Annotated in this window: 22 protein-coding genes; 11 read left to right on the top strand and 11 right to left on the bottom strand. The window is 59.8% G+C overall.

The window, feature by feature from the left end; genetic code table 11:
• Window positions 1-436 precede the first annotated feature (436 nt).
• Complete coding sequence (locus ACWKWM_RS17735; RefSeq protein WP_483847399.1) at window positions 437-1,354, bottom strand: histone deacetylase family protein; 918 nt, start codon at window positions 1,352-1,354, stop codon at window positions 437-439.
• A gap of 122 nt (window positions 1,355-1,476) precedes the next feature.
• On the opposite strand from ACWKWM_RS17735, the gene ACWKWM_RS17730 reads away from it, so the two are divergent.
• The 3 genes from ACWKWM_RS17730 to ACWKWM_RS17720 all read left to right on the top strand — a co-directional run bounded on the left by ACWKWM_RS17730 (window position 1,477) and on the right by ACWKWM_RS17720 (window position 3,654).
• Window positions 1,477-2,040 carry a GNAT family N-acetyltransferase gene (locus ACWKWM_RS17730; RefSeq protein ID WP_483847398.1) on the top strand — a complete coding sequence of 188 codons (564 nt, stop codon included), beginning with the start codon at window positions 1,477-1,479 and terminating at the stop codon, window positions 2,038-2,040.
• Window positions 2,041-2,194: 154 nt separating this feature from the next.
• Window positions 2,195-3,064, top strand: a complete 870-nt coding sequence (gene tesB / locus ACWKWM_RS17725) for an acyl-CoA thioesterase II (RefSeq protein ID WP_483847397.1) — start codon at window positions 2,195-2,197, stop codon at window positions 3,062-3,064.
• Entirely contained in the window at window positions 3,061-3,654 is a 594-nt protein-coding gene (locus ACWKWM_RS17720; RefSeq protein WP_483847396.1) for an HAD family hydrolase, read from the top strand. Before tesB ends, ACWKWM_RS17720 begins: the two co-directional genes overlap by 4 nt.
• A 133-nt stretch (window positions 3,655-3,787) precedes the next feature.
• Here the strand turns inward: ACWKWM_RS17720 and ACWKWM_RS17715 are convergent, their stop codons facing one another.
• The 7 genes from ACWKWM_RS17715 to ACWKWM_RS17685 all read right to left on the bottom strand — a co-directional run bounded on the left by ACWKWM_RS17715 (window position 3,788) and on the right by ACWKWM_RS17685 (window position 10,781).
• On the bottom strand, window positions 3,788-4,777 hold the full coding sequence (locus tag ACWKWM_RS17715; RefSeq protein WP_483847395.1) for an alpha/beta hydrolase: 990 nt from the start codon (window positions 4,775-4,777) through the stop codon (window positions 3,788-3,790).
• Window positions 4,778-4,781: 4 nt separating this feature from the next.
• A complete protein-coding gene (ypfJ, locus tag ACWKWM_RS17710; protein ID WP_483847394.1) occupies window positions 4,782-5,666 on the bottom strand; it encodes a KPN_02809 family neutral zinc metallopeptidase in 885 nt (294 codons plus the stop codon).
• A 492-nt stretch (window positions 5,667-6,158) separates the two neighbouring features.
• Window positions 6,159-6,455: a pentapeptide MXKDX repeat protein gene (locus ACWKWM_RS17705; protein ID WP_483847393.1), complete on the bottom strand. Its 297-nt coding sequence runs from the start codon at window positions 6,453-6,455 to the stop codon at window positions 6,159-6,161.
• Between the two features lie 187 nt (window positions 6,456-6,642).
• Complete coding sequence (locus ACWKWM_RS17700; protein ID WP_483847392.1) at window positions 6,643-7,578, bottom strand: LysR family transcriptional regulator; 936 nt, start codon at window positions 7,576-7,578, stop codon at window positions 6,643-6,645.
• A 71-nt stretch (window positions 7,579-7,649) separates the two neighbouring features.
• On the bottom strand, window positions 7,650-9,176 hold the full coding sequence (locus ACWKWM_RS17695; RefSeq protein WP_483847391.1) for a tripartite tricarboxylate transporter permease: 1,527 nt from the start codon (window positions 9,174-9,176) through the stop codon (window positions 7,650-7,652).
• Window positions 9,173-9,706, bottom strand: coding sequence for a tripartite tricarboxylate transporter TctB family protein (locus ACWKWM_RS17690; RefSeq protein WP_483847390.1), 534 nt, complete (start codon window positions 9,704-9,706; stop codon window positions 9,173-9,175). The genes ACWKWM_RS17695 and ACWKWM_RS17690 overlap by 4 nt, the downstream gene beginning before the upstream one ends.
• A 61-nt stretch (window positions 9,707-9,767) precedes the next feature.
• Complete coding sequence (locus ACWKWM_RS17685; protein ID WP_483847389.1) at window positions 9,768-10,781, bottom strand: Bug family tripartite tricarboxylate transporter substrate binding protein; 1,014 nt, start codon at window positions 10,779-10,781, stop codon at window positions 9,768-9,770.
• Between the two features lie 517 nt (window positions 10,782-11,298).
• Here ACWKWM_RS17685 and ACWKWM_RS17680 point away from each other — a divergent pair.
• The 5 genes from ACWKWM_RS17680 to araD1 all read left to right on the top strand — a co-directional run bounded on the left by ACWKWM_RS17680 (window position 11,299) and on the right by araD1 (window position 17,394).
• Window positions 11,299-12,645 (top strand): MFS transporter, encoded by a 1,347-nt coding sequence (locus tag ACWKWM_RS17680; protein ID WP_483847388.1) that lies wholly within the window; start codon window positions 11,299-11,301, stop codon window positions 12,643-12,645.
• Window positions 12,638-13,600: an amidohydrolase family protein gene (locus ACWKWM_RS17675; protein WP_483847387.1), complete on the top strand. Its 963-nt coding sequence runs from the start codon at window positions 12,638-12,640 to the stop codon at window positions 13,598-13,600. The genes ACWKWM_RS17680 and ACWKWM_RS17675 overlap by 8 nt, the downstream gene beginning before the upstream one ends.
• Window positions 13,597-14,601 carry a 4-hydroxythreonine-4-phosphate dehydrogenase PdxA gene (locus ACWKWM_RS17670; RefSeq protein WP_483847386.1) on the top strand — a complete coding sequence of 335 codons (1,005 nt, stop codon included), beginning with the start codon at window positions 13,597-13,599 and terminating at the stop codon, window positions 14,599-14,601. Before ACWKWM_RS17675 ends, ACWKWM_RS17670 begins: the two co-directional genes overlap by 4 nt.
• A 412-nt stretch (window positions 14,602-15,013) precedes the next feature.
• Entirely contained in the window at window positions 15,014-16,189 is a 1,176-nt protein-coding gene (locus ACWKWM_RS17665) for an L-rhamnonate dehydratase (protein ID WP_483847385.1), read from the top strand.
• Between the two features lie 209 nt (window positions 16,190-16,398).
• Window positions 16,399-17,394, top strand: a complete 996-nt coding sequence (gene araD1, locus ACWKWM_RS17660; RefSeq protein ID WP_483847384.1) for an AraD1 family protein — start codon at window positions 16,399-16,401, stop codon at window positions 17,392-17,394.
• A 176-nt stretch (window positions 17,395-17,570) separates the two neighbouring features.
• Here the strand turns inward: araD1 and ACWKWM_RS17655 are convergent, their stop codons facing one another.
• The 3 genes from ACWKWM_RS17655 to ACWKWM_RS17645 form a co-directional block, all read right to left on the bottom strand.
• Window positions 17,571-18,863, bottom strand: coding sequence for an MFS transporter (locus ACWKWM_RS17655; RefSeq protein WP_483847383.1), 1,293 nt, complete (start codon window positions 18,861-18,863; stop codon window positions 17,571-17,573).
• Window positions 18,864-19,124: 261 nt separating this feature from the next.
• Complete coding sequence (trmA, locus tag ACWKWM_RS17650) at window positions 19,125-20,210, bottom strand: tRNA (uridine(54)-C5)-methyltransferase TrmA (RefSeq protein ID WP_483847382.1); 1,086 nt, start codon at window positions 20,208-20,210, stop codon at window positions 19,125-19,127.
• Window positions 20,207-21,499 carry an NCS2 family permease gene (locus tag ACWKWM_RS17645; RefSeq protein WP_483847381.1) on the bottom strand — a complete coding sequence of 431 codons (1,293 nt, stop codon included), beginning with the start codon at window positions 21,497-21,499 and terminating at the stop codon, window positions 20,207-20,209. The genes trmA and ACWKWM_RS17645 overlap by 4 nt, the downstream gene beginning before the upstream one ends.
• A gap of 368 nt (window positions 21,500-21,867) precedes the next feature.
• Between ACWKWM_RS17645 and ACWKWM_RS17640 the strand changes: the two genes are divergently transcribed.
• From ACWKWM_RS17640 to ACWKWM_RS17630, 3 genes are read left to right on the top strand one after another with little or no spacing between them, the layout of a single operon-like run.
• Window positions 21,868-22,392, top strand: a complete 525-nt coding sequence (locus ACWKWM_RS17640) for a (2Fe-2S)-binding protein (RefSeq protein ID WP_483847380.1) — start codon at window positions 21,868-21,870, stop codon at window positions 22,390-22,392.
• A complete protein-coding gene (locus ACWKWM_RS17635) occupies window positions 22,389-23,375 on the top strand; it encodes an FAD binding domain-containing protein (RefSeq protein WP_483847379.1) in 987 nt (328 codons plus the stop codon). The genes ACWKWM_RS17640 and ACWKWM_RS17635 overlap by 4 nt, the downstream gene beginning before the upstream one ends.
• Window positions 23,375-25,576, top strand: coding sequence for a xanthine dehydrogenase family protein molybdopterin-binding subunit (locus ACWKWM_RS17630; RefSeq protein ID WP_483847378.1), 2,202 nt, complete (start codon window positions 23,375-23,377; stop codon window positions 25,574-25,576). The genes ACWKWM_RS17635 and ACWKWM_RS17630 overlap by 1 nt, the downstream gene beginning before the upstream one ends.
• Window positions 25,577-25,969 lie beyond the last annotated feature (393 nt).

Raw genomic sequence — 25,969 nt, 5'->3', positions numbered from 1 at the left:
TTCGCGGGCAAGCCTCGCTCCAACAAAGTTCGCGTCAGCCCACACAATCAGCAGCACCTCAGATCTAAAGTGGGGGCGGACCTGTCCGCGAATGCAGTGTTTCAGGCACTAGAGATAGGTTGGATGTCCCGGCCCCTTCGCGGACAGGTCCGCTCCCACTGGATCTGGTTCGGCTCTGGATTTGCCGCGTCCCACCTTTTCGCGAGCAAGCCTCGCTCCAACAAAGTTCGCGTCAGCCCACACAATCAGCGGCATCTCAGATCTAAAGTGGGGGCGGACCTGTCCGCGAATGCAGTGTTTCAGGCACTAGAGATAGGTGGGATGTCCCGGCCCCTTCGCGGACAGGTCCGCTCCCACGGGATCTGGTTCGGCTCTGGATTTGCCGAGTCCCACCTTTCCTGGGTAAGCGCGCTCTTACGATGAGCGGCTTGCGACCCTACAACCCCTCTGAGACCCACACTCGCTGGGCGCTGTGGTGAAGAATCCCGTGTCGCCGCGCCAGTGCTTCCCGGTCTTTGCTGTACCCGCCGCCAATCACGCCCATCACCGGGATGTTGCGGCCTATGCAGTGGCGCAATACCGCCTCATCCCGGCGGGCGACGCCTTCGTCTGTCAGCTGCAAATAACCCAGCGCGTCATCCTTGTGGACATCGACGCCTGCGTCATACAACACCAGGTCCGGTTGATAAAACGCCAGCAAGTAATTGAGTGTGTCATCGACGACTTTCAGATAATCGTCATCGCCCATGCCCATGGGCAGCGGGATGTCCCAATCGCTTTGCGCCTTGCGCGCGGGGAAGTTTTTTTCACAGTGCAGCGACACCGTAATCGCTTCCTCGGTATCGGCCAGAATCCGCGCCGTGCCGTCGCCCTGATGCACGTCGCAGTCGAAGATCAGCACCCGGTCGACACGACCGCTCTGCAGCAGGTATTGGCTGATCACGGCGAGGTCGTTGAAAATACAGAACCCTGCGGGGTAATCGTAATGGGCGTGGTGGGTGCCGCCCGCCAGATGACAGGCCAGCCCGTGTTGCAGCGCTTTCTCGGCGGTGAGCAACGATCCGCCTACCGCCCGCACTGTTCTGCGTGCCAGATCCTCGCTCCACGGCAATCCGAGACGGCGTTGATCTTCGCGGGAAAGATCGCCCTCCATGTACCGGCGAATGTAAGAAGGATCATGTGCCAGCGCCAGAATGTCCTTCGGACAAACCTCTGGGCGAAACAATTGAGCATCCGTGGTCAACCCGCTGTCGATAAGGTGGTCGTGGAGCAAACGGAACTTGTCCATCGGGAAACGATGATCCGCCGGGAAGGCCGGGCTGTAGTCTTCGTGGTAGATGAGCGGCAGGGACATGATGTTTACGAGTGCGGATTGAAAGGCGATCTTGCCAGTATTGCCGGACGCCGCACAGCCTTTAACACCGTGGCTCGCAATGCGCTGGTGAGTCGATCACAGGCTGGGGATGGGAGATGTCGATGGAGCCGATACTTGAGCTCAACAGCGCACGCCTGTTGATGCGTCAGTGGCGAGATGATGATTTGCCGGCGTTTGCGCAGATGTGCGCGGACCCGCAGGTCATGAAGTTTTTCCCGACGGCCATGAGCCGCCTTGAAAGCGCCAAGCTCATCGGTCGTATTCGTGGGCATTTTGCCGAATATGGATTTGGGTTATGGGCCCTTGAGCGCAAGGACACGGGCGAGTTCATCGGCTTTACCGGCTTGTGCGTAGTGGGTTTCGACGCCCACTTCACGCCGGCGGTCGAAATCGGTTGGCGCCTGGCCCGGGAACATTGGGGGCTGGGTTTTGCCAGCGAAGCGGCGTGGACGGCGATGGGCTGCGGCTTTGAGCATCTGGATCTGGACGAAATCGTGTCGTTCACGGCGGTGAGCAATCAGCCGTCGCAAAAGGTCATGCAGGCCATTGGCATGCACAATAATCCGGACGACGATTTTGGTCACCCTAACCTACCGGACGACCATCCGTTAAAACCCCACGTGTTGTACCGGATCAATCGTCAGCAATGGCTTGCCACGCTGTAGCCAAGATCAACGCCCGCCACGCCGCGCGGGAATCGGACTACAAACCCCTGTATCATTTCGCCCAATCCGTCCTGCGAACGACGCGGATCGCCGCCACTTGATGCGCGCGGCGCTGTTTTTTATGCGGGATATTTTCATGTGTGAGGAACCCCCAATGAGCCAAGTGCTGGATGATCTGGTGTCGCTGCTGAGCCTGGAACCGATTGAAGAAAACCTCTTCCGCGGGCGTAGCCAGGACCTTGGTTTTCGCCAGCTGTTCGGCGGTCAGGTGTTGGGTCAGTCATTGTCGGCGGCCAGTCAAACGGTCGAAGAAGCGCGGCACGTTCACTCCTTGCACGGCTACTTTCTACGCCCGGGCGATGCGCTGTTGCCGGTGGTGTACCAAGTGGATCGTGTGCGTGACGGTGGCAGCTTCAGCACCCGGCGCGTGACGGCGATTCAGAAGGGGCATCCGATTTTCACTTGCAGCGCGTCGTTTCAATACGACGAAGCGGGGTTTGAGCACCAAAGCCAGATGCCTGACGTGGTGGGGCCGGAAAATCTACCTTCCGAACTTGAGCTGATGCGCCAGCGCGAGCACCTGATCCCCGAGCATATGAAGGACAAGTTGCTCTGCCCCAAGCCCATCGAATTTCGGCCGGTGACCAAAAAAGACCCCTACAACCCGGTGCCTGGCGATCCGGTGCAGTACATCTGGTTTCGCGCCGATGGCTCGCTGCCGGACATTCCGGCCCTGCACAAATATCTCCTGGCCTACGCCTCCGACTTCAACCTGCTGACGACCTCTCTTGGGCCCCACGGCAAAACGGTTTGGCAGAAAGACATGCAGATCGCCAGTCTCGATCACTCCCTGTGGTTCCACGGCGACCTGCGCGCGGACGAGTGGCTGCTTTACGCGATGGACAGCCCGTGGGCTGGCAATTCCCGTGGCTTCTCCCGTGGCAGCGTGTACAACCGAGCCGGACAATTGGTGGCCTCGGTCAGCCAGGAAGGCTTGATCCGTCATCGCAAGGATTGGGCATGAGCCTCGGCCAGCTGCGCCATTGGGTGTTCGACATGGATGGCACGCTGACCATCGCCGTGCATGATTTTCCGGCGATCAAGCGCGAGCTGGACATTCCCCTCGAGGACGACATCCTGACCCATCTTGCCGCATTGCCCGCCGACATTGGCGCCGCCAAACATGCGTGGTTGCTCGAGCATGAACGTGAGTTGGCGCTGGGCTCCAAGCCTGCCGTCGGCGCAGTGGAGTTGGTGCGTGAACTGTCGGCGCGTGGCATTCGGCTGGGCATCCTGACCCGCAACGCGCGCGAGCTTGCGCATGTGACGCTTGAGGCGATCGGTTTGGCTGATTGCTTTGCGGTCGACGATGTTCTAGGCCGTGACGAAGCGCCCCCCAAGCCCAATCCTGGCGGTTTGTTGAAATTGGCGAACGCCTGGAAGGTCGAGCCGTCGCAGATGGTGATGGTCGGGGATTACCAATTCGACCTGGCTTGCGGAAGGGCGGCGGGCACGCAGACAGTGCTGGTCAACATGCCGAACAATCCCTGGCCGGAGCTGACCGATTGGCATGCTCAGGATTGTCTGGCGCTCAGATCATTGATCAACGCATGACCTCTGGCGCTCCGATCTTTGATTCGCGCATCACCTGTAGGAGCTGCCGAGCAACGCGAGGCTGCGATCGCGGAGTGTCAGACAGATTGAATCGCAGCCGTCGGCAGCTCCTACACATGTTCAACGTCTTGCATTAAAACGGTTTGAACAACGCCGCCTGCCCCTCAGGCGAGGTAAAAATCTCGTTGCCGTTATGCCCCACGTTCGGCACTTCGACCAAACGCTGATTAAGCCCCTCGGGATGGCGCTTGGTCAGGTACTCAAAGTAATTCTTGCCCCGCGCCAGACGGAACGGCCCTTGAGCCTCAGCGCCGCAATCCTTGTCCAGCGCAGGATGATTGGGGTCGATGTCCTTTTCGCCGAGCAGGTACGTGATGTCGCGCTTCACGTACGCCGCTTCGATTTCAGCCGGCGTGTCGTTCTGCGCGTAAGCCGGCAATTTGTTCAGGCCGTACTTCCAGGTGTCGAACGTCGGGCAACTGGCTGCGTCTACAGGGCGTGGGCGTTGCGCGTCGAAGTAGGCGTAGGACGACGGGTTGGAGATCACGTAACGCAGCTTGATGCCTTCTTTCTTGAGCAGCGCGTCTTCCTTGCCGCCAATCATCGCGTAGCGCTGAACCACCTGCGCCCCACCGGAATGGCCGGCGATCACGATCTCTTTCAGGTTCGGGAACAGCTTGCTGTCGCTCAAGCGCCGGAGGATGTGGTCGATGACCACGAACGAACTGACGGGCTTGGCCCCTTCGGATTTATCCCCCGCCATCCAGTCGTTGGCGTGCCAGCGCAGGACGGTTTCCGGCAAATGGTGGGCGGTGATGTCTTTTTCATCGAGAAATTGCGGCGCGATCAGCAGCGTTTTCGAGCGCTGCCGCGACTGGTTCGCGGCGCGCTCGACACTGCGCAGATACGTTTGGGCATTGCGCAACCGCCCGTGAAACACAATGACCACTCGCTGAATCTGCGGGCTGGGCCGGGTCCAGCTCTGACTCAAGCCCAGCGTCGCCTGACTGCTGCCATTGATTAACAGCCGGTCGGGGCTGATGGATTTGACCGCCTGATCCGCAGCCTGAGCCGTCATGCTCAGCAGGGTGCCCAACAACAGGATCGAAAGCGGTTTCATCATGTGATCAGAGGCTCTTGGCGGCGAATGTATCGCATTGGTTTATTTGGCCCTGCGCGAAGCCGGTCTTGAACCAGCGAACGCGTTGGGCGGACGACCCGTGAGTAAATGAGTCCGGCACGACACGGCCTTGGCTTTGTTGCTGCAAGCGGTCGTCGCCAATGGCGTTGGCCGCATTCAGCGCCTCTTCAATATCGCCGGGTTCAAGCCAGTTCAAACGCTTTTGCGCATTGAAAGCCCAGACGCCGGCGAGGCAGTCAGCCTGCAACTCCTGACGCACCAGCAAGCCGTTGTCGCCTTCCATGCGTTGGCCACGCTGACGCGCTGCCTGCACTTTATCCGAAACACCCAGTAACGTCTGTACATGGTGGCCGACTTCATGCGCGATCACGTAAGCCTGCGCGAAATCCCCGGCGGCTTTAAAGCGTTGCGACATTTCGCGGAAGAAATCCATGTCCAGATACACACGTTGATCGGCCGGGCAGTAAAACGGCCCGCTGGCGGACGACGCGAAGCCACAGGCCGATTGCACTTGGCCACGGAACAGAATCAGTGTCGGGTTTTTATACTGGCGTCCGGCTTGCTGGAAGACTTGACCCCACGTGTCTTCGGTATCGCCGAGGATGGCACGCACGAAGTCCGCTTGTTCATCGTTGGCGGGCGGCGCTTGCCGCGTTTGCGGGCTGACGGCGGTCGTCTGCCCGGATTGTCCGGTGATCTCACTGAGAATCTGCATCGGGTCCTGGCCCGTCAACAAGCCGAACGCCACGATGATCACAATCCCGCCGATGCCCAGCCCCTTGCCACCAATACGCATCCCACCGCCGCCACCGCCTGAGTCATCGCGAGCATCGACGACGTTGTCACTGCGACGTCCTTTTTTCCATAGCATGTGGGAATCCTCTTCTTCTGATGTAAGGAGTGTCGCTGTAGTCAGCGGACGCTGCCAGACCGATCGTCCGGCTGAACGGTGGGTAAGGCACTGGGACGTAAGAGGAGGGCGGGGCGGGATGGTTCGTTTTTTCTTGGGGTCGATAGCCAGGCGCAGTTGCCTGGAATCGATGATTTCTCGGTGCCGGTGGGACGCCCGTGGGAGCGGACCTGTCCGCGAAGACGTCATTTCAGACACAGAAGATGTGCTGAATGTACTGCCCCTTTCGCGGACAGGTCCGCTCCCACGGGTTTTGTGTTTGCCCGCAATTCGCGGTGCAAACGCACTCATGCATGAACCGCGATGGATCACAATTTGGTGGCTGCCTCAGATCCTGTTGGAGCGAGGCTTGTCCGCGAAGGATTCATCAGGCGCAACCGATGTGTCAGCAAGGGTGTTTTTAGCCCAACCAAAAGCCCGCCGTAGCGGGCTTTTGGAGAATCAGCCAGATACTTACTGACTCATGGCGCCTTTCTTCATCGCATCTTTGGACATGGCGTCGTGCTTGGTGCCGTCTTTGCTCATCGAATCCTGGGACATGCCGTCCTTCTTCATCGTGTCTTTTTTCATGCTGTCCTTGCTCATGGCATCTTTGGACATGGTGTCTTTTTTCATTGTGTCCTTGGACATTGCATCCTTGGACATCGAGTCTTTACTCATGCCGTCGTTGCTCATGGTATCAGCGGCAAACACGCTGGCGGCGCCGAACGCCATGCACAGGGACAGAGCTGCGGTGGCTAACGTTTTCATGGTGAATCTCCTTGAAGCTCGGATTACTGAGGGGGGGGCAGCGTGCGCTGCGATCGGGCATGTCTGGATTATCCCGACCTGCAGGTCCCCAAATCCTCACGGAGAGTTAAAAGAATTGTGATAACCACGACACGCAGCGCGCTGAGCAGATGCGAGATGACATGTTCGAAGCGCATCGAGCACAAACTCAGCCTGGCTGCTGCGCTTTCACCGAGTTCATAAACGCCTGCATCGCCGAGGACTGTATACGGTGGCGACGGGTGATCAGGCCGTAAGGCGGCAGACGGGCTTCGAACTTGATCGGGAGCACCGTCAGCAAATCTCGGCCCGGATAGTCTTCGACCACCGAAACCGGCGTGACACCGAGCATGTCGGTCTGCTGCACCAAAGACAGCAAGGTCATGATCGAGGTGGTTTCGACGATGCTGTTAGGGATGTCGACGCGAGCGTTATGGAACACCTGATTGATGATCGCGCGCATAGGGCTTGGGTGTTGCTGTAAAACCCAGGTCTCGTTTTGCAGCGTGGCCCAGCTCAGATCGGACGCCTTGGCCAGCGGATTTTGTGCGCCGGCAATCACGCACAATGCCTCTTCACCCAGGCTGTCGAACAACAACTCTTCGGCTCTCGCGCCCGCGGGAATCCGCCCCAGTACCACGTCCAGTTGGTCCTGCAGCAAGGCTTGCACCAGCACGTCGCTGGTGTCGACCTGAATGCTCATCGACAGGCGCGGATGGCTCTTTTTCAGCGTGGCGATGGTGCGCGTCAAAAGCCCCGAGGCCAACGCAGGAATGGCGCCGACGGCCACACGTCCAAGATTGCCGGACTCCAGCGCCACCAGTTCTTCGCGCATGCCGCTCAGTTCAGCGAAGACCATGCGCGCGTAATAAATGACGGTTTCTCCGAAGGGCGTAGCGCGCATGCCCCGCGGCAGACGCTCGAACAACTCGACGCCGAGCAGATCCTCGGCTTCGTGCAGCATTTTGGTGGCGGCGGGTTGAGTCATGCCGATGTTGTCGGCGGCGCGGCGCAACGAACCAAACTCCTGCAGCGCCAGCATCAGGCGCAGTTGGCGCAGACGCAGGCGGCTGTGAATCACGTTGGCGGCAGGGATTCGGGTCATGGGGCTCGCTCGCAGTAAAGTCTGCGGCGAGCCTGACAAGAAATCCCGGACGTTGCCAGCGCTGCGTGTGATCACAGCGTTTTAGGCTTGGAGGCGTGACGACTGCGCCAGCCGAAGACCGCACTGATGCCTGCCGAAATCAGCGGCCAGAACAGCATCAACAGCGCAGCCGTGGTCAGGCTGCCCACCAGCGGATTGGACCAGAAGATGCCCAATTGCCCGTCGGAAAACAGCATCGACTGGCGAAACGCGTCTTCGGCCTTGTCGCCCAATACCGCCGCCAGCACCAGTGGCGCAATCGGGTAACCGAGCTTCTTGAACAGATAACCCAGGGCGCCGAAGCCGAGCATCAACATGACATCGAACATCGAGTTGTGCACCGAGTACGCCCCGATGGCGCAGACCATGATGATGATCGGCGCGATGATCGAGAACGGAATGCGCAGGATCGAGGCAAACAGCGGCACCGTCGCCAGCCCCACGATCAGGCTGACGACGTTGCCCAGATACATGCTGGCGATCAGGCCCCAGACGAAATCGTGCTGTTCGACAAATAGCGTCGGGCCGGGGTGTAAGCCCCAAATCATCAGGCCGCCCAGCATTACCGCTGCGGTAGCAGAACCAGGAATTCCCAGGGTCAGCATCGGCAGCAAAGCGCTGGTGCCTGCGGCGTGGTCGGCGGTTTCCGGAGCGATCACGCCTTCGAGTTCGCCTTTGCCAAAGTTGTCGCGGTTCTTCGAGAAACGGCGCGCGATGCTGTAGCTCATGAACGATGCCGCTGTAGGACCGCCCGGTGTGACGCCCATCCAGCAACCCACAATCGTGCTGCGCAAGATGGTGAACCAGTAACGCGGCAGTTTTGCCCAAGTGCGCAGGATGACCATCGGCGTGATGCGCGCGTGTTCGCCGCGAAACACCAGGCCTTCTTCGACAGTGCAAAGAATTTCGCCGATGCCGAACAGGCCGATCACCGCCACTTCGAAACTAATGCCGGTCATCAACACCGGTTGGTCGAACGTCAGTCGCAGGTTGCCGGACACCGTGTCCATGCCAACGGCGGCCATGGCGAAGCCGATCATCATCGCGACGACGGTTTTGAGCGGCGGGTTTTTGCTCATGCCGATGAAGGTGCAGAACGCCAGCAGGTACACCGCGAAAAACTCCGGTGAGCTGAAGGTCATGGCGAAGGCGGCGATGCGCGTGGATAGGAACGTCAGCAGCAACACGCCGGCCAGTGCGCCGATCAATGCCGAACTGAACGCGGCGGTCAGGGCTTCGGCGGCGCGACCTTCGCGGGCCATGGGGTAGCCGTCGAATGTCGTCGCCACCGATGACGGCTCGCCGGGGATGTTGAACAGAATCGAGGTGATCGACCCGCCAAACAGCGCGCCCCAGTACATGCATGACAGCAGAATGATCGCCGACACCGGCGACATGGTGAACGTCAGTGGCAACAGCAGTGCCACGCCGTTTGGCGCACCGAGGCCGGGCAGCACACCCACCAGAATGCCCAGCAGCACGCCGATTACCATCAAGCCGATGTGACCGGGCGTGAGGATCAGGTTCATGCCTTGCAGCAGGGAGTCGAACTCGCTCATCGCATCGATCTCCCGGCCATCGCGATTAGGTCGCCCATGGGACCTGCGTCCAGCGGCACCTTGAACCACAGGGCAAAAATCAGGTAGCTGGCGAGCACGGCGCCGCCAGAAACGCTGCCAATCATCCATTTGCCGTAGGGCTTGGCGCGTACTTTGTCACGCCACATGAACCACGCGATGAACACCGCCGAGGCGATGTAAATGCCAGTGAACGGCATGGCGCAGACGAAAAGCGCAATCGGGATGAACACCGACAGCACCTGTTTGAACTGATCGCGGCTGACGAAACTGATGCTCAGGGGTTTCCAGCGCACCAGGGTCAACACGCCGTTGGCAATGCTTGCCAGGCTCAGCAAAAGCCCGATGTAAAAGGGGAAATAGCCAGGCTCCGGGCCGGAGTCACCCCAGCCGATGCCTTGTTCGAGACTGCCGAACATCACCACGGCGCCAATGGCGAGGGTAAACACTGACAGGCCAAGCTCTATGCAGCGCGTGCTGACCAGCGATGTCGATTGAGAAGATTGAGACATGATTCACCTCCGAAGATGGCGGCCGCCGCCCTGTGTCGCAGGCGGGCGGCGGCAAGGTCGATCAGTTGCGCAGCCAGCCGGCTTCTTTGAACACCGGAGTGACGCGGGCGGTGTCCTGCTCGATGTAGGCTGTCAGCTGATCACCTTCGAGGAAAGTCGGCACCAGTGCGTTCTGCGTGACGTACGCCTTGAACTCCGGTGTCTGACTGACCTTGCGCATCAAGTCGGTGTAGAACGCGCGCTGTTCGGCGCTGACATCACCCGGCATGAACACGGTGCGTGGGAAACGGTACTGATCGACGCCCAATCCTTCTTCCTTGCATGTCGGAACATCACCCCAGGATTTGTCGCCTGCGACTTTGTCCGTGTAGCCCATGCGTTCTTTGCTGAATACGCAAAGCGGCTGCACCTGATCGCCGCGCCATTGGCTGATGCTTTCGCTGGGATTGTTGACGTTGGCGGCGATATGTTTGCCGGCCAATTGGGTCGCCGCTTCGCTGCCGCTCTTGAAGGGGATGTAGACGAGTTTGCTGCCGGTGGTCTGGTTCAGCAGCAGGGTGAGCGTCTGGTCAACGTCCTTGGACTGGCTGCCGCCCATGCGCAGTTTCGAGGGGTCGGTTTTGACGGCATCGTAAAAGCCCTTGGCGTCTTTCCACGGCGCGTCTTTGTAGGTCCAGAGGATGAAGTCATCTTCGGCGACGGCGGCGACCGGCGTCAGTTCTTTCCACTCGTAGCCGAGCTTCGACACCAGCGGTAGCAGGTAAATGTTGTTGGTCCCGATCACCAGTTTGTCGGCATCGCCCTTGGACATTTTCAGGTCGAGGAAGGCTTCGGCGCCATTGCCGCCGCCCTTGTTGAGGACGATGGTGTTTACGTCGAGGAATTTGTGGGTGCTGATGATCGACTGAATCAAGCGGCCCAATTGGTCAGTGCCGCCACCGGGCCCGCCTGCAACGATGATTTCAACATTTTTGTCAGGTGCCCAGGCGAGGGCGAAAGTGGGAAGGGCGCTGGCGCATAGGAGGGTGCAACCGAGCAGCAAACGGGACGCGCGTCGTAAGGATGCGATGGGCATGGTGATCCTCTTTCTTGTATTTGTTATGAGTGATTCGTCCGCAATCGGTGGCGGCAAACCTTGCGCTGAGTGTGTGAAAGAGCGACCCCGGCGTCTAGTCAAAACATCACATACACCGATAGCCAGGGGTTATAGCAAACCGTCCGGTTTTCTCTAATGGCCCTTGATGCCGGCCGCAAGCTTCTGGGATCGGTCTTTGAGAAACGGGCCATCGGGTTGCTCCTGCTTTTGATTCTGGCCGAAGGCCGTAGGAGTCCGGCTTGCCGACGATGGGCTGCGCAGCAGTCCTGACCTCAGGCGCCGAAGTGATTGTAGGTAAACCGCAAAAGCGTGACGCGCGATCACCCATTCGGCCCTTAGGTATATCCTCCAGCTATCGCCCTATTTCCAGTTTTGATTAGACGGTTATCGGTAACGCTTCGATAGTGAGTTCACCGCGTAGCCAGGTTGTTGCGCACAAACGCCGATCCCCCGATGATCGTCGACCAATAAAAACAAGAAATTCGAGGTACGCACCATGGCTCGCAGCAGCGCCGACGTGCACCTGTCCGCAACAGGTGAGACCTTCGCTAAATCCCCCGCCAATGTCGCCGTGGCCAAGGCCAGTACGGTTCGCTGGCGCATCTTCGCAATCATCTTTGTCCTGACCATGGTTAACCTGATCGACCGCGTATCGCTGTCCATCGCCATGCCGACCATCGCCAAGGAATTCTCCCTCACGCCGGCCATGCAGGGTTTGATCCTCAGCAGCTTCTTCTGGGCTTACGCGCTGTTGCAGATCCCCGGCGGCTGGATGATCGACCGCTTCGGCCCGCGCCGCGTGATCACCTGGTCCACTGGCCTGTGGGGCACCTTTCAAGTGCTGGCCGGTTTTGCTACCGGTGGTGCGTCATTATTGTTCGCGCGAATGTTTCTTGGTGCCGCCGAAGCGCCGTTGTTCCCCTCGGGCGGAAAGCTGATTTCCCTGTGGCTGGCGCCGAGCGAACGAAGCCGAGGCGCGGTGATGATGGACAGCGGCAGCCCGCTCGGCGTGGCCTTGGGCGGTTTGATCATCGCCTACCTGATCGTCTCGCTGGACTCTTGGCGCATGGCCTTTGTCATCGCCGGCATCGCCACCCTCGCGCTGGGTCTGGTGTCGTGGCGCTACCTGCGGGATGACCCTTCTGTTCATCCCCAAGTAAACGCCGCAGAACTGGAGAAAATCAACGCCGGCCGCGAAACCCCTGCTGCTGAAGCCGCACGGGCCAAGGTCAAAGGGTTGGGCATCGCTGCCCGCTCGCTGACCGGCTTGCTCGTGGGGCGCTCCAGCTGGGCGATGGTGTATTTCGGTCTCCTGACTTGGGGTCCAAGCTACCTGGCGCAGGCCCGGGGCTTCGATATCAAAGGCATCGGTTTTGCCACGTTCGTGATTTTCATCTGCGGCTCACTGGGTTCGTTGACCGGCGGTTTCCTGTGTGACGGCCTGATCCGCAAGGGCGTGCGCCGAGGCTTGGCCGTTAAAGGGTTGCTGACCTTCTCCGGCGTGATCGCACTGGGCGCACTGCTGCTCTTGCCGCGTTTAACCGACCCTTTCGCCGCCGTGGCGGTGTTGGCGATGACGGCGTTTTTCCTGATGTGGGGCAGCTTGTACTGGAGCTTCCCGGCCTTGTTGGCAGCGCCAGCACGGGTCGGTTTGATCGGCGGTGTGATGAACCTGGCGGGCAGTATCGGCGGCATCTTCGTACCGATTCTAGTGGGCGTGATTTTGCAGTTCTTCGGCGGTTTCGGTGCTGTGCTGGCGTTCTTCGCGATCTGCGCGGCGCTGTTCGTACTGGCCACGTTGTTGATCAGCCTCGATGGCCCGCAGGAGTCTGGCAATGTCTGAGTCGAGCATCTGGAACGGCCCGATTGTCGACGCCCATCATCATTTCTGGGACCCGCAGGTGAACCATCACCCGTGGCTCTCACAGGGCACGAACATCCCGTTCCGCTACGGCGATTATTCAGCGATCAAGCGCCGCTACCTGCCACCGGAATACTTTCAGGACGCTGGCGAGCATCAAGTGGTGGAGACCGTCTACGTCGAAACCGAATGGGACCCGACCGATCCGATTGGCGAAACCCGCTTCATCGAGACCATCGCCGCCCGATACGGCGTGCCCAACGCCGTGGTGGCCCAGGCCTGGCTCGATCACCCGGACGCCGTTGCGCTGTTGACCGAACAAGCTGCATTCAAAAGCGTGCGCAGCGTTCGGCACAAGCCGGGCGGACCCACTTCGCCTGAGCAAGTGGGCCAACAACGCACTTTGATGAGCGATGAATATTGGCTAAGAAGCTATGCCGCGCTGCACAACCTCGGCTTGCATTTCGATCTGCAAACGCCGTGGTGGAATCTGCCTGAAGCCGAGCGGCTGGCCCAGGACTTTCCTGCGACGACGCTGATTCTGAACCACGCCGGTTTGCCGTCCGATCGCAGCGAAAAAGGCCTCGCCGGGTGGCACGCAGCGATGTCACTACTGGCCGAACAGCCCAACGTGGTGGTGAAAATTTCCGGACTGGGGCAGGGCGGCAAACCGTGGCGCGCCGAGGACAACGCCTGGATCGTGCGGGAAATCATCGCCATGTTCGGCGCCGGCCGAGCGATGTTCGCCAGCAACTTTCCAGTGGACAGCCTGTGCGGCTCGTTCGACGACATTTATAGCGGTTTCAAACACATCGTTCGTGATCTGCCGCGTGCCGATCAGGAGCGTCTTTTCTACAGCAACGCGCGACGTATTTACCGTTGTGAGCCAAGCGCCAGCGCGCAGCCGCGACCTGAACAGGTGAGGAGTGAAGCATGAGCAAGACACGTATTGCGATGGTATTGGGTGATCCCGCGGGCATTGGTCCTGAGTTGATCGCACGTCTGCTGTCCAGCGCCGAAGTGCGCAGCCAGGCCGAGGTAATTCTCATCGCCGATGAAGCCGAGATGCGAAGGGGCATGGACATCGCCGGTCTGGAGTTTCCGTATCGGCCAATCGATTCGCTGGACAATCTTGAGTTCAGCGATGACACGCCGTTGTTCTATAACTTCCGGGGCGATGCTGTCGGCGAGTTTCCCCGCAGCCAGGCCAGCGCCATCGGCGGCCGCTATTGCCTGGATACGTTGAAAATCGCCGTGGAACTGACCGCCGCCAAAACCACCAATGCTGTGTTGTTTGGGCCGTTGAACAAGACCTCGCTGCACATGGCCGGTATGGCGCACAACGATGAGTTGCACTGGTTCGCTGAGCTGCTGGGTTTCAACGGGCCGTTCTGTGAATTCAACGTGCTGGACAATCTCTGGACCTCACGCGTGACTTCTCATGTCGCGCTGTCGGCGGTGCCGGGCATGCTCAGTCAGCAGCGGGTGATCGAAGCCATTCGCCTGATCGACGATGCGCTCAAGCGCAATGGTCTCAAGGCTCCGCGCATCGGTGTCTGCGGTCTGAACCCGCACAACGGCGATAACGGCTCGTTCGGGCGCGAGGAAATCGACATCATCGGCCCGGCCGTGAAGACCGCGCAGAGTTTGGGCATCAACGCTGATGGCCCTTATCCGGGAGACACGATTTTCCTGAAAGTGCAGGGCGATGCCAAAGCCTTCGACGCCGTGGTGACGATGTACCACGACCAGGGCCAGATCGCGATCAAACTGATGGGCTTCTCACGAGGCGTAACGGTACAGGGCGGGTTGCCAATCCCGATCACCACGCCGGCACACGGCACGGCGTTCGACATTGCCGGCAAGGGCAGCGCGAACGTGGGCGCAATTGCTCAGGCGTTCCAGATCGCCTGCCGGATGGGGCAGAGTAACGTCTGATTCCGCACGTTCCAAATCAACCACGTTTTTGCCGCAGAACGCTTATGCAGTGCGTTCTGCGGTTTTTTTTGCGTTCGATTTGCTGTGCTCCGGATGGCGCCGAATCTGTAGGAGCGAACTTGTTCGCGAGGCATTTGATCTGGTTTTGATTCGAAATCTTTCGCCAACAAGTTGGCTCCTACAGAAAATCCCGTACCTATAACTCCGGGCTCGATTAACCCTTCCAGCCGATCACCTGTAGCTATCACTGGATACGCATAAGTGATTAGCCGCGCGTCCATCAGCGCTGGCAAAGTCGTTCCATCGATTCGCGCAGCACGGCTCTACGTCGGACACGCGAGGCGAATAAACAACTACAAAAAGCCAGTCCCGCACCGCGCAGGATTCACTGGCAATCAAGGAACCCGTCTTCATGAAAATCAAAGCAATCCGTACCCGAGTTTTTGAGTGGAAAGGCAAAGTCGTTCCACCTCAGTCGCACTTTTGCACCAACGCCAGCGACATCCTGTTCGAGCGCGGCGACGCCATGGGCTCGTTTCGCTTTCACGGCTGGCTGGTGGTTGAAATCGAGACTGACAACGGCATCGTCGGCATCGGTAACTGCGCGCTGGCGCCACGGGTCGCCAAGGAAATCATCGACACCTACCTCGCTCCGATTGCCATCGGCGAAGACCCGTTCGACAACGAATACATCTGGCAGAAAATGTATCGCCAGAGCCACGCCTGGGGTCGCAAAGGCATTGGCATGGCGGCCATTTCGGCGATCGACATCGCCATCTGGGACATCATGGGCAAGGCCGTGAACAAGCCGGTTTTCAAACTGCTCGGTGGGCGCACCAAGGAAAAGATCTGGACCTACGCCTCCAAACTTTACGCCAACGACAATCTGGATCTGTTCCTTGAAGAAGCTCAGGGCTATCTCAGCCAAGGCTTCACTGCGATGAAAATGCGCTTCGGCTACGGCCCGAAAGACGGCCCGGCGGGCATGCGCAAAAACATCGAGCAGGTCCGTGCGCTGCGTGATCTGGCGGGTCCCGATATCGACATCATGCTCGAGTGCTACATGGGCTGGACCCTGGAATACGCGCGCCGCATGCTGCCCAAACTGGCCGAATTCGAACCGCGCTGGCTGGAAGAACCAGTGATCGCCGATGACCTGGAAGGCTACGTTGAGCTGAAGAAGATGGGCATCATGCCGATCTCCGGCGGCGAGCACGAATTCACCTCGTACGGTTTCAAAGACATGCTCGAACGCCGCGCGGTCGATGTGATTCAGTACGACACCAACCGTGTGGGCGGCATCACTGCCGCGCGCAAAATTAACGCCATGGCCGAAGCCTGGTCGGTGCCGGTGATCCCTCACGCCGGGCAGATGCACAACTACCACCTGACCATGTCCACCACCGCCTCGCCGATGGCCGAGTTCTTCCCGGTGTTCGACGTCGAAGTCGGCAACGAACTGTTCTACTACGTGTTCAAGGGCGAGCCACAGCCGGTCAACGGCTACATCCAGCTGGACGACAACCTGCCGGGCCTGGGCCTGGAAATCTCGGATGAGTACTTGAGCGAATTCAACATCATCGAGTAACCGAGATGTTGATTCTGCCCGGAGGGCGTAGGAGCGTAGATTGCTCGCGATCGGCTGCGGAGCAGTCGTAAAACCTGCAATTGAGTTCCTCCTGATGCAACCCAATCGCAGGTTTTGCTGCCGCTTCGCGCCAGATCGCGAGCAAGCTGCGCTCCTACGCCCTCCGGGCAGAAGCTAGATCGCATTCCCCCTTTCTGGAGATCCGGCCCATGCGCCTGATTCAATTTGAAAACACCCACGGACAGCGCCAGGTTGGCGTTGTCGATGGCTCGCAGGTTCAAATCGTTCGCGAAACCGCGAGCACCCGCGAACTCGCACTGTCTGCCATCCGCGCGCAACACAGCCTGCAGCAAGAAGTCGCCCAACGCGGCACTGACTCCGGTCCTGACTATGCGGCCCTGCTCAAAAGCGGACACATTCTGCCGCCCCTGGACCACGAAGACCCAGCCCATTGCCTGATCAGCGGCACCGGCCTTACTCACCTCGGCAGCGCCGCCGCCCGGGACAAAATGCATCAGCACGACGGCGAAGTCGAAGCCGGCATGACCGACACCATGAAGATTTTCAAATGGGGCATCGACGGCGGTAAACCTGCTTCGGGCCAGGTTGGTGCGCAGCCGGAGTGGTTCTACAAAGGCGACGGCGGCATCGTTGTGCGTCCGGGCGGCGACTTTCCGGTGCCCGCCTTCGCCGAAGACGCGGGTGAAGAGCCTGAGCTGACCGGGCTCTACGTAATCGGCGACGACGGTCTGCCGTATCGCCTGGGCTACGCGCTGGGCAACGAGTTTTCCGACCATGTGATGGAGCGCCGCAATTACCTGTACCTGGCGCATTCAAAGCTGCGTTACTGCGCCTACGGTCCCGAATTGCGCGTGGGTGAACTGCCGCGTCATTTGGCGGGCATGAGCCGCATCAAGCGCAACGGCGAGGTGATCTGGGAGAAGGAGTTCCTGAGCGGCGAAGACAACATGTGCCACAGCCTGGCCAACCTTGAATTTCATCACTTCAAATATGCGCAGTTCTTGCGGCCTGGCGATGTTCACATTCACTACTTCGGCACGGCCACTTTGTCGTTTGCCGATGGCGTGAAAACCCAGCCGGGCGATCAGTTTCAGATCAGTCTGGATGAGTTCGGTGCACCGCTTGAGAACGGAATCGGAGAGGGAGTGCCTGCACTGGGGATCGGGCAGATCAAAGCGCTGTGATTGTTGGAGCGAGGCTTGCCCGCGAAGCTAACGACACAGGTCGCCTGGCACTCCGCCCCGTAATCTTGCCCTCGTTCTGAGTGGCTGCGCTCTACATTTTCGCGAGCAAGCTCCCTCCCACAGGATGGGTATGATTCCCGTGGGAGGGAGCTTGCTCGCGATGTGCTTGTCAGCAGCTAAACCCGCGCCGTCTGCTTTTCGGTCACATCCGTGGGCGACGCATCGGCGAAGTGATTGACCTGCCGAAGCGCTTTGAACCCGACCATCCACGCACCTACCACGCTCAACGTACACACCCCACCAATGATCGCTGCCGGCACCGCGCCCCACAGCGCGGCGCTGCTGCCGGCGCGGAATTCGCCCAGCTCATTGGATGAGCCAATGAACAGCATATTCACCGCATTGACCCGCCCGCGCATGTTGTCGGGGGTGGAGAACTGCACCAGCGTCGAGCGAATATAGACGCTGACCATGTCGGCCGCGCCCGCAATCATCAGCGCCAGTAACGACAGCCAGAACAGCGTCGACAGCGCGAACACCAGGTTCGCGACACCAAATATCGCCACCGCGATGAACATCGTCATCCCGACATTGCGATCCAGTGGCCGCATGCTCAGATAAAGACCGGTACTGACCTCGCCCAGACTCATGGCGCTGCGCAACGCGCCCAAACCTTGGGGCCCAAGATGCAGCACTTCATGGGCGTAGACCGGCAACAAAGCCACCACGCCGCCGAGCAATACGGCGAACAGATCCAGCGAAATGGTGCCGAGAATGATCGGGCGCGAGCGAATGAAGAGGATGCCAGCAGTGAAGCGCTTCCAGGCCGTGGACTCCAGAGCCACCTTCTTCTCGGCGAAAATGACCGGCACGCGGGTCAGCAAAAATGCGCCGCTGACAAAGCTCGCCATGCACACGCTATACGTCAGGCCGCCACCGCCCAGCGCATAAAGACCACCGCCCACCAAAGGTCCGGCGATGGTAGCGATGCGCATGATCATGCTGTTGGTCGCAATCGCCGAGGCCAGTTGTTCACGGGGGACCACTTGCGGCAACAGGCTTTGCAGCGCAGGACCGGTGAACGCCCGCGCGCAACCGAACACGGCCAATGTGGCGTAGATCAGGCGGGTGTCGTGGTGTTCAGTGATGGAAAACAGCATCAGCCCCAGGCTGCAACAGCCTTGCACCAACCAGCTACAGGTCAGGATCAATTTGCGATCGTAACGGTCGATCAAATCCCCGGCGGGCATCAGCAACAGCAGCATGGGGATGAATTGCGCCAGCCCTACGTACGCCAGGGACATCGGGTCGCGGGTCATGTCGTAAACCTGCCAGGCGACCACCACGGCTTGAATCTGCATGGCGAAAACGGCGGCGAGGCGAGCACTCAGGAATGCCAGAAAACCTGGCTGACGCAGCGCACTGCCCGTCGAGGGCTTGGCACTGGAGGGGGAAGATTCGGAACTCAAGACAAGACATCCATCGGGGCGAAAGACGGCCGAAGGTTATACCGCAACCTGCGCCCAAATGCCGCAGCTGTCAGAAATTTCATGATGGGTGGTGGGAATTATGTGTATTGCGCAAACTTTTGATGAAGAAATCCAACGTGGGAGCGGACCTGTCCGCGAAGACTGTGTATCAGGCGCTAGAGATTCGCCGGATGTAAGGTCCTCTTCGCGGACAGGTCCGCTCCCACGGGATATGCGTTCGATTAGAGGGAAGTGCTGGCGTCAGCGGCGAACCAACAAAACCCCCGACTCCATATGATGCGTATACGGAAACTGATCAAACAACGCGCAACGCGCGACCCGGTGAGTGTCATGAAGCTGGGCGATGTTGGCCGCCAGGGTTTCCGGGTTGCAGGAGATATAAAGGATGCGCTCGAAACGCCGGGTCAGCTCGCACGTATCCGGGTCCATCCCCGCGCGGGGCGGGTCGACGAACACGCTGCCGAAGTCGTAGCTCTTCAGATCCACGCCCGCCAGACGCCGGAATGGGCGCACGTCATTCAGTGCTTCGGTCAGCTCTTCTGCCGACAACCGCACCAACGACACGTTATCCACCGCGTTATCGGCCAAGTTGCTCAGCGCTGCGTTCACCGACGTCTTGCTGATCTCGGTCGCCAGTACTTTGCGCACCCGTGTCGCCAGCGGCAGGGTGAAGTTGCCGTTGCCGCAATACAGCTCCAGCAAATCGTCTTCGCGCTCGCCCAACGCCTCGTACGCCCAGCTCAGCATCTTCTGGTTCACGCTGCCATTGGGCTGAGTGAACGCACCTTCCGGCTGGCGATAGCTGAAAGTCCGTCCCGCCACATCCAGTTGTTCAGTCACGTAATCGCGTCCGATCACCAGACGCTGGCCTTTGGAGCGGCCGATCACGCTGACTTTCAAGTCTGCCGCCAACTGTTCAGCCTCAAGCTGCCACGCAGCATCCAGCGGACGGTGGTAGCACAGGGTGATCATCCCGTCGCCGGACAACGTGGTCAGGAAATCTACTTGGAACAGCTTGTTGTTCAGGTTTTTGCTGGCTTCCCAACGCTCGCGCAACACCGGCATCAGGGTGTTGATCTGCTGGCTGGCGATGGGGAATTCGTTGATCAGGATCGGCGTGTGCTTGTCACCCGGCGCGAACATCGCATAGTGCCGTTTGCCGTCGTCGCGCCACAGACGGAATTCGGCGCGCAGACGGTAATGCGACGTCGGGGAGTCAAACACCTGCGGCTCAGGCGCGTCGAACGGCGCGAGCAAGTCGCGCAGGCGCTGGGCTTTTTCATCGAGCTGCAGGCTGTAGCTCGCGGGGTCGAAAACAGAACTCATGGATAAAAGCCTAACTTGATCACGAACAGGATCGACAGAATCACCAGCGCCGAATTCAGTTCACGGCCGCGACCCGACAACAGCTTGATCGCCGTCCAGGCAATGAAACCAAAGGCGATGCCGTTGGCGATGGAATAGGTGAACGGCATGGCCAGCGCGGTAATCACCACGGGTGCGGCTTCGGTGATGTCGTCCCAGTTGATTTCCGCAAGGCCCGAGGTCATTAGCACGGCAACGAACAACAGCGCAGGCGCGGTGGCGAAGGCCGGAACGCTGCCCGCCAACGGCGCGAAAAACAGCGCCAGCAGGAACAGCGCCGCCACGACGATGGCGGTCAGGCCAGTGCGGCCGCCGGCACTCACGCCCGCAGCGGACTCGATGTAACTGGTGGTGGTCGAGGTGCCCAGCAGTGAACCGGCCATGGCCGCGGTGCTGTCAGCGATCAGCGCGCGGCCCATTTTTGGCATGTGGCCGTCTTTTCCCATCAGGCCTGCGCGCTTGGCGACGCCGATCAGCGTGCCCGAGTTATCGAACAGATCAACGAACAAGAACGAGAAGATCACGCTCACCAGACCGATGTTCAGCGCGCCGGCAATGTCCAGCTGCATGAAGGTCGGCGCCAGGGACGGCGGCATCGACATCACGCCACCGAACGGGGTGAAGCCGAAGAGGATCGAGACAATCGTCACCGCCAGAATGCCGATCAGCACGGCGCCGCGTACTTTCAGGGCTTCCAGTGCCACGATCAGGAAAAAGCCCAACGTCGCCAGAATCGGCGCAGGTTTTGCCAGATCGCCCAGGCCGACCATGGTAGCCGGGTTGCTGACCACGATCTGCGCGTTGTGCAGCGCGATCAGTGCCAGGAACAGGCCGATGCCGGCAGCGATCGCCGAGCGCAGGGGCAGGGGGATGCTGTTGATGATCCACTCTCGGATGCGAAAGATCGACAGCAGGAAGAACATCACTGCAGAAATGAACACCGCACCCAGTGCCACTTGCCAGGTGTGGCCCATGTGCAGGACGACGGTGTAGGTGAAGAAGGCGTTCAGGCCCATGCCCGGCGCGAGGGCAATCGGGTAGTTGGCGATCAGACCCATGACCGTAGAGCCGATGGCGGCCGCAAGGCAGGTGGCGACGAAGATCGCGCCCTTGTCCATGCCGGTCTCGCCGAGGATGCTCGGGTTGACGAACAGGATGTAGGCCATGGCGAGAAAGGTCGTGACCCCGGCCAGGATTTCGGTGCGCACATTGGTGTTATGTGCCTTGAGTTGAAACAGCCGCTCCAGCATGTGTGGCTCCCGGTGACGCAATCGCGCCATTAATGAAATCGACTGAAACAGCAAAGCACAGAACGGGCCGGTCTTCGCTGCGGGTCGCAAAAAGCCGCGCATCATACCAGCAGCGTTGGGGGATGGCTGCTGATGTTAATCGGCGCGCATTGGATCTCTAGTGGGAGCGGACCTGTCCGCGAAGAGGCCGGTATATCCGCTAATTATCTGACAGCTCGAATACCGTCTTCGCGGACAGGTCCGCTCCCACACGGATATGCGGCGCGCTCCTACGCCCATCACAAACCCTGAACGTTTCCGAAAACCCACGAGTCGTACCCCTTGAGACGCAGATCAACTGCGCATTTCATACCTACCGTGAGGCTTTCATGAGCGCGACCCCCCAACAGGACTTCGCTGGCCATGCGATTTCTTTGACTCTCAACGGCGCAACCCGACAACTGACCGTGCAACCCTGGACCACCTTGCTTGACTTGTTGCGTGAACAACTCGATCTGGTGGGCACCAAAAAAGGCTGCGACCACGGCCAATGCGGCGCCTGCACGGTGTTGCGCGATGGCAAGCGAATCAACGCCTGTCTGACCCTGGCGATCATGTGTGACGGCGCGCAGCTGACCACGATCGAAGGGCTGGCCCAGGAAGGGCAATTGCACCCGATGCAGCAAGCCTTCATCAAACACGACGCTTTTCAGTGCGGTTACTGCACCCCGGGGCAGATTTGCTCAGCGGTAGGGCTGGCTAACGAAGGCCGCGCGACCACCGATGACGAGATCAAAGAACTGATGAGCGGCAACCTCTGTCGCTGTGGTGCGTACAGCAACATCCGCGCGGCGGTGCAGGAAGTCATTCCGCAGCTCGATCCCGCTCCTGACCAAGGGGGGCGCCGCTCATGAATCCTTTTAGCTATAGCAAGCCAACCGACGTCAGTCAGGCGATCAACCTAGCGGGCCCCGCCACGCGCTTCATCGCAGGCGGCACCAACCTGCTCGACCTGATGAAAGAAAACATCGCCCGCCCGGAACATCTGATCGATATCACTGGGTTGCCACTGACCGACATTCAAGAGACTGCCAGCGGCGGCCTGATGATCGGCGCGCTGGTGAGCAATGCTGACTTGGCATGGCACCCGCTGATCGAAAGCCGCTATCCGCTGCTGTCACAAGCTGTGTTGGCCGGCGCTTCGCCTCAACTGCGCAACATGGCGAGCACCGGCGGCAACCTGTTGCAGCGCACCCGTTGCTACTATTTTTATGACTCCACCGTGCCGTGCAACAAACGTGAGCCCGGCAGCGGTTGCCCGGCCAAGGACGGTCTGAACCGGATTCACGCGATTCTGGGTGCCAGCGAAGCGTGCGTCGCTACGCATCCGTCTGACATGTGCGTGGCGTTGGCCGCGCTGGAAGCAGTGGTGCATGTCCAAGGCCGCGCCGGTAAACGACAGATCGAATTCGCTGATTTCCACCGCCTGCCGGGCGATACGCCTGAGCGCGACAACCAGTTGGCCGATGACGAGTTGATCACTGCCGTTGAACTGCCAGCCGCAGGTTTCGCCGCGCACAGCCATTATCTGAAGATTCGTGATCGCGCGTCCTACGCCTTTGCTTTGGTGTCCGTAGCCGCAGCGCTTGAGCTGGACGGCGACATCATTCGCGATGTGCGCCTGACGCTGGGCGGCGTTGCGCACAAACCGTGGCGTGACAAAGCAGTGGAAACGTCGCTCAAAGGTCAACCGGTTTCCCGCGAAGCTTTTGTTGCCGCCGCCGATGCGATGTTGCGTGACGCTCAACCGCTGGAACACAACGCTTTCAAAATCAAACTGGCTCGTCGCGCGATTGTGCGTGCCTTGAGCGATGCTGCAACCGGAGGTGCCCTCTAATGAACGCGACTAATTCGCCACTCGGCAAACCGCTCGATCGCGTGGACGGTATGCTCAAAGTCACCGGTCAGGCACGCTACGCCGGGGAGTTTCCGGAACAGGGACTGCTGCATGGCAGCGTTGTCTCAAGCACCATCGCACGTGGTCGTGTGCTGAGCATCGACACCTCTAAAGCTTTGGCCGTGCCGGGTGTTGTCGCAGTGATCGATCACACCAATCGCCCTCCGATCGCCAGTTATGACAAGGATTATGAGGACGCCGACGCGGCTGAAGGTTCGCCGTTTCGCCCGTTTTACAACGACCGTGTGTTGTACAGCGGTCAGCCGCTGGCGCTGGTCGTGGCCGAGACACTGGAACTTGCGCGTCATGCCGGCTCGTTGGTGCACATCGAGTACGAAGTCGACAGTCACCAAACCAATCTGCAGTCGGTAAAAGACGAAGCCCACACCGCACCCGCCGAAACCCCCAAGCCGCGCGGGAATTTTCAGGCCGAATTCGCAAGCGCTCCGGTCAGTATCGATGCGCAATACAGCACCCCCAACGAACATCACAACCCGATGGAGCCCCACGCCTCCACCGTGATGTATCAGGCCGACGGTAGCCTCGAAATCCATGACAAGACACAAGGTCCGCAAAACTGTCAGGACTACCTGCACAAAGTCTTCGGCCTTGAGAAAGACAAGATTCGCATCCTGGCGGCATTCGTCGGCGGTGCATTCGGTTCGGGTTTGCGTCCTCAGTACCAACTGCCACTGGCGGTGATGGCGGCGTTGAAGCTCAAACGTTCAGTGCGCCTGACCCTGACCCGTCAGCAGATGTTCACGTTCGGCTATCGCCCGAGCACCCTGCAGCGCCTCCGCCTGGGTGCTACCAGCGACGGTAAGCTCTCGGCTATCAGCCACGACGTCATTGGCCAGACCTCACGGTTTGAGGATTTTACCGAGCACGTCGTCGAGTGGAGCGGGATGTTGTATCAGTGCGACAACGTGCAGTTGGGCTACAAGCTGGCGCCACTGGACGTCTATACGCCGCTGGACATGCGCGCGCCGGGTGCGACATCGGGCATGGTCGGCCTTGAGTGCGCGCTGGATGAGTTGGCGGTCGCCCTCAACATGGACCCGGTGCTACTGCGCGTCGTAAATTTCGCCGAGCGCAACGGCAACGAAGACAAGCCGTACTCCAGCAAAGAGTTGAAGGCGTGCTACGAGCAGGGCGCTGAGCGTTTCGGCTGGAGCAAGCGTAATTCTGAGCCGCGCAGCATGCGTTCCGGTCGGCAATTGGTCGGATGGGGCATGGCAGGCGGTGTGTGGGAGGCCATGCAAATGCCAGCCAGCGCCAAGGCCAGCATCGACGCCAATGGCAAGTTGACAGTCAGCAGCGCAACCACTGACATCGGCACCGGAACCTACACGGTGATGACGCAAATCGCTGCAGATGCTGCGGGCGTGATGCCTGACGACGTGACCTTCGTGTTGGGCGACTCCTCGCTTCCGACTGCGCCGTTGCAGGGCGGGTCGTTCACGGTGTCATCCGTGGGCACCGCAGTGCAGCAGGCATGCAAGGCTTTGCGCGCAAAACTGCTCGACGCCGTGCGCATGGCTCACCCTGAATACGCCGTGGTGGACATGGAGGAAGTCGGGTTCGGTGACGGCTACCTGCACATTCGCGATCAGCGTTTTGCGCTGGGCGACATCGTTCGGGACTCTTCTCACGAGGTGCTGGAAGTACAGATCGATTCAAAACCGGACGAGAAGCGCGAGGCTTACTCCACTGCGACGCACTCAGCGGTATTTGTCGAAGTGCATGTGGACGAAGACTTGGGCAACATTCGTGTGAACCGCGTGGTCAGCGCCATTGCTGGCGGGCGTGTGGTCAACCCGAAGACGGCCGGCAGCCAGATTCTCGGCGGTGTGGTGTGGGGTATCAGCCAGGCGTTACAGGAAGAATCACACACCGACCACAATCTGGGCCGAGTGATGAACCACAGCCTGGCCGAGTACCACATCCCGGTGAACGCGGACATTGGCGAGATTGACGTGATCTTCGTCGAGGAGAACGACAGCATCGTTAATGATTTGGGTTCCAAGGGCGTGGGCGAGATTGGCATCGTCGGCGTGGCGTCGGCCATCGCTAACGCGGTGTATCACGCCACCGGCAAGCGCGTTCGGGAGTTCCCGATTACCCTCGATAAAGTCCTGTAAAGCTAATTGTTGGAGCGAGCAGGCGGCGTTCCAACAGGTCTTGTGTACGACGTGATCACGCCTCTGCCCGGAGGGCGTAGGAGTCCGGCTTGCCGACGATGGGCTGCGAAGCGGCCCCAAATCCAGGCATCTTGGTATGCCGGACATACCGTGTTCTCAGGTTTTGCTGCCGGTCCCCGGCAGATCGCGAGCAAGCTGCGCTCCTACGACCTCCGTGCAGAATCAAAAGCTTCGCGGGCAAGCCTCGCTCCAACGGTCCCGTGTTGACCCTCTCATTCCCGATTCTCAATGTCGCCCCAGTGCAACCACAGGTCGCGCTGGTGCGTTTCATGCAGGGTGCTGCTGCGTAATTTGCAACAACGCGGCAGCACTCGTATTGCCGTGGGTCTTGAA

Source organism: Pseudomonas rosaeacicularis (genome assembly GCF_057128745.1).
The sequence above is the reverse complement of the archived record's forward strand: the minus strand, read 5'-3'. Positions and strand labels throughout refer to the sequence as shown.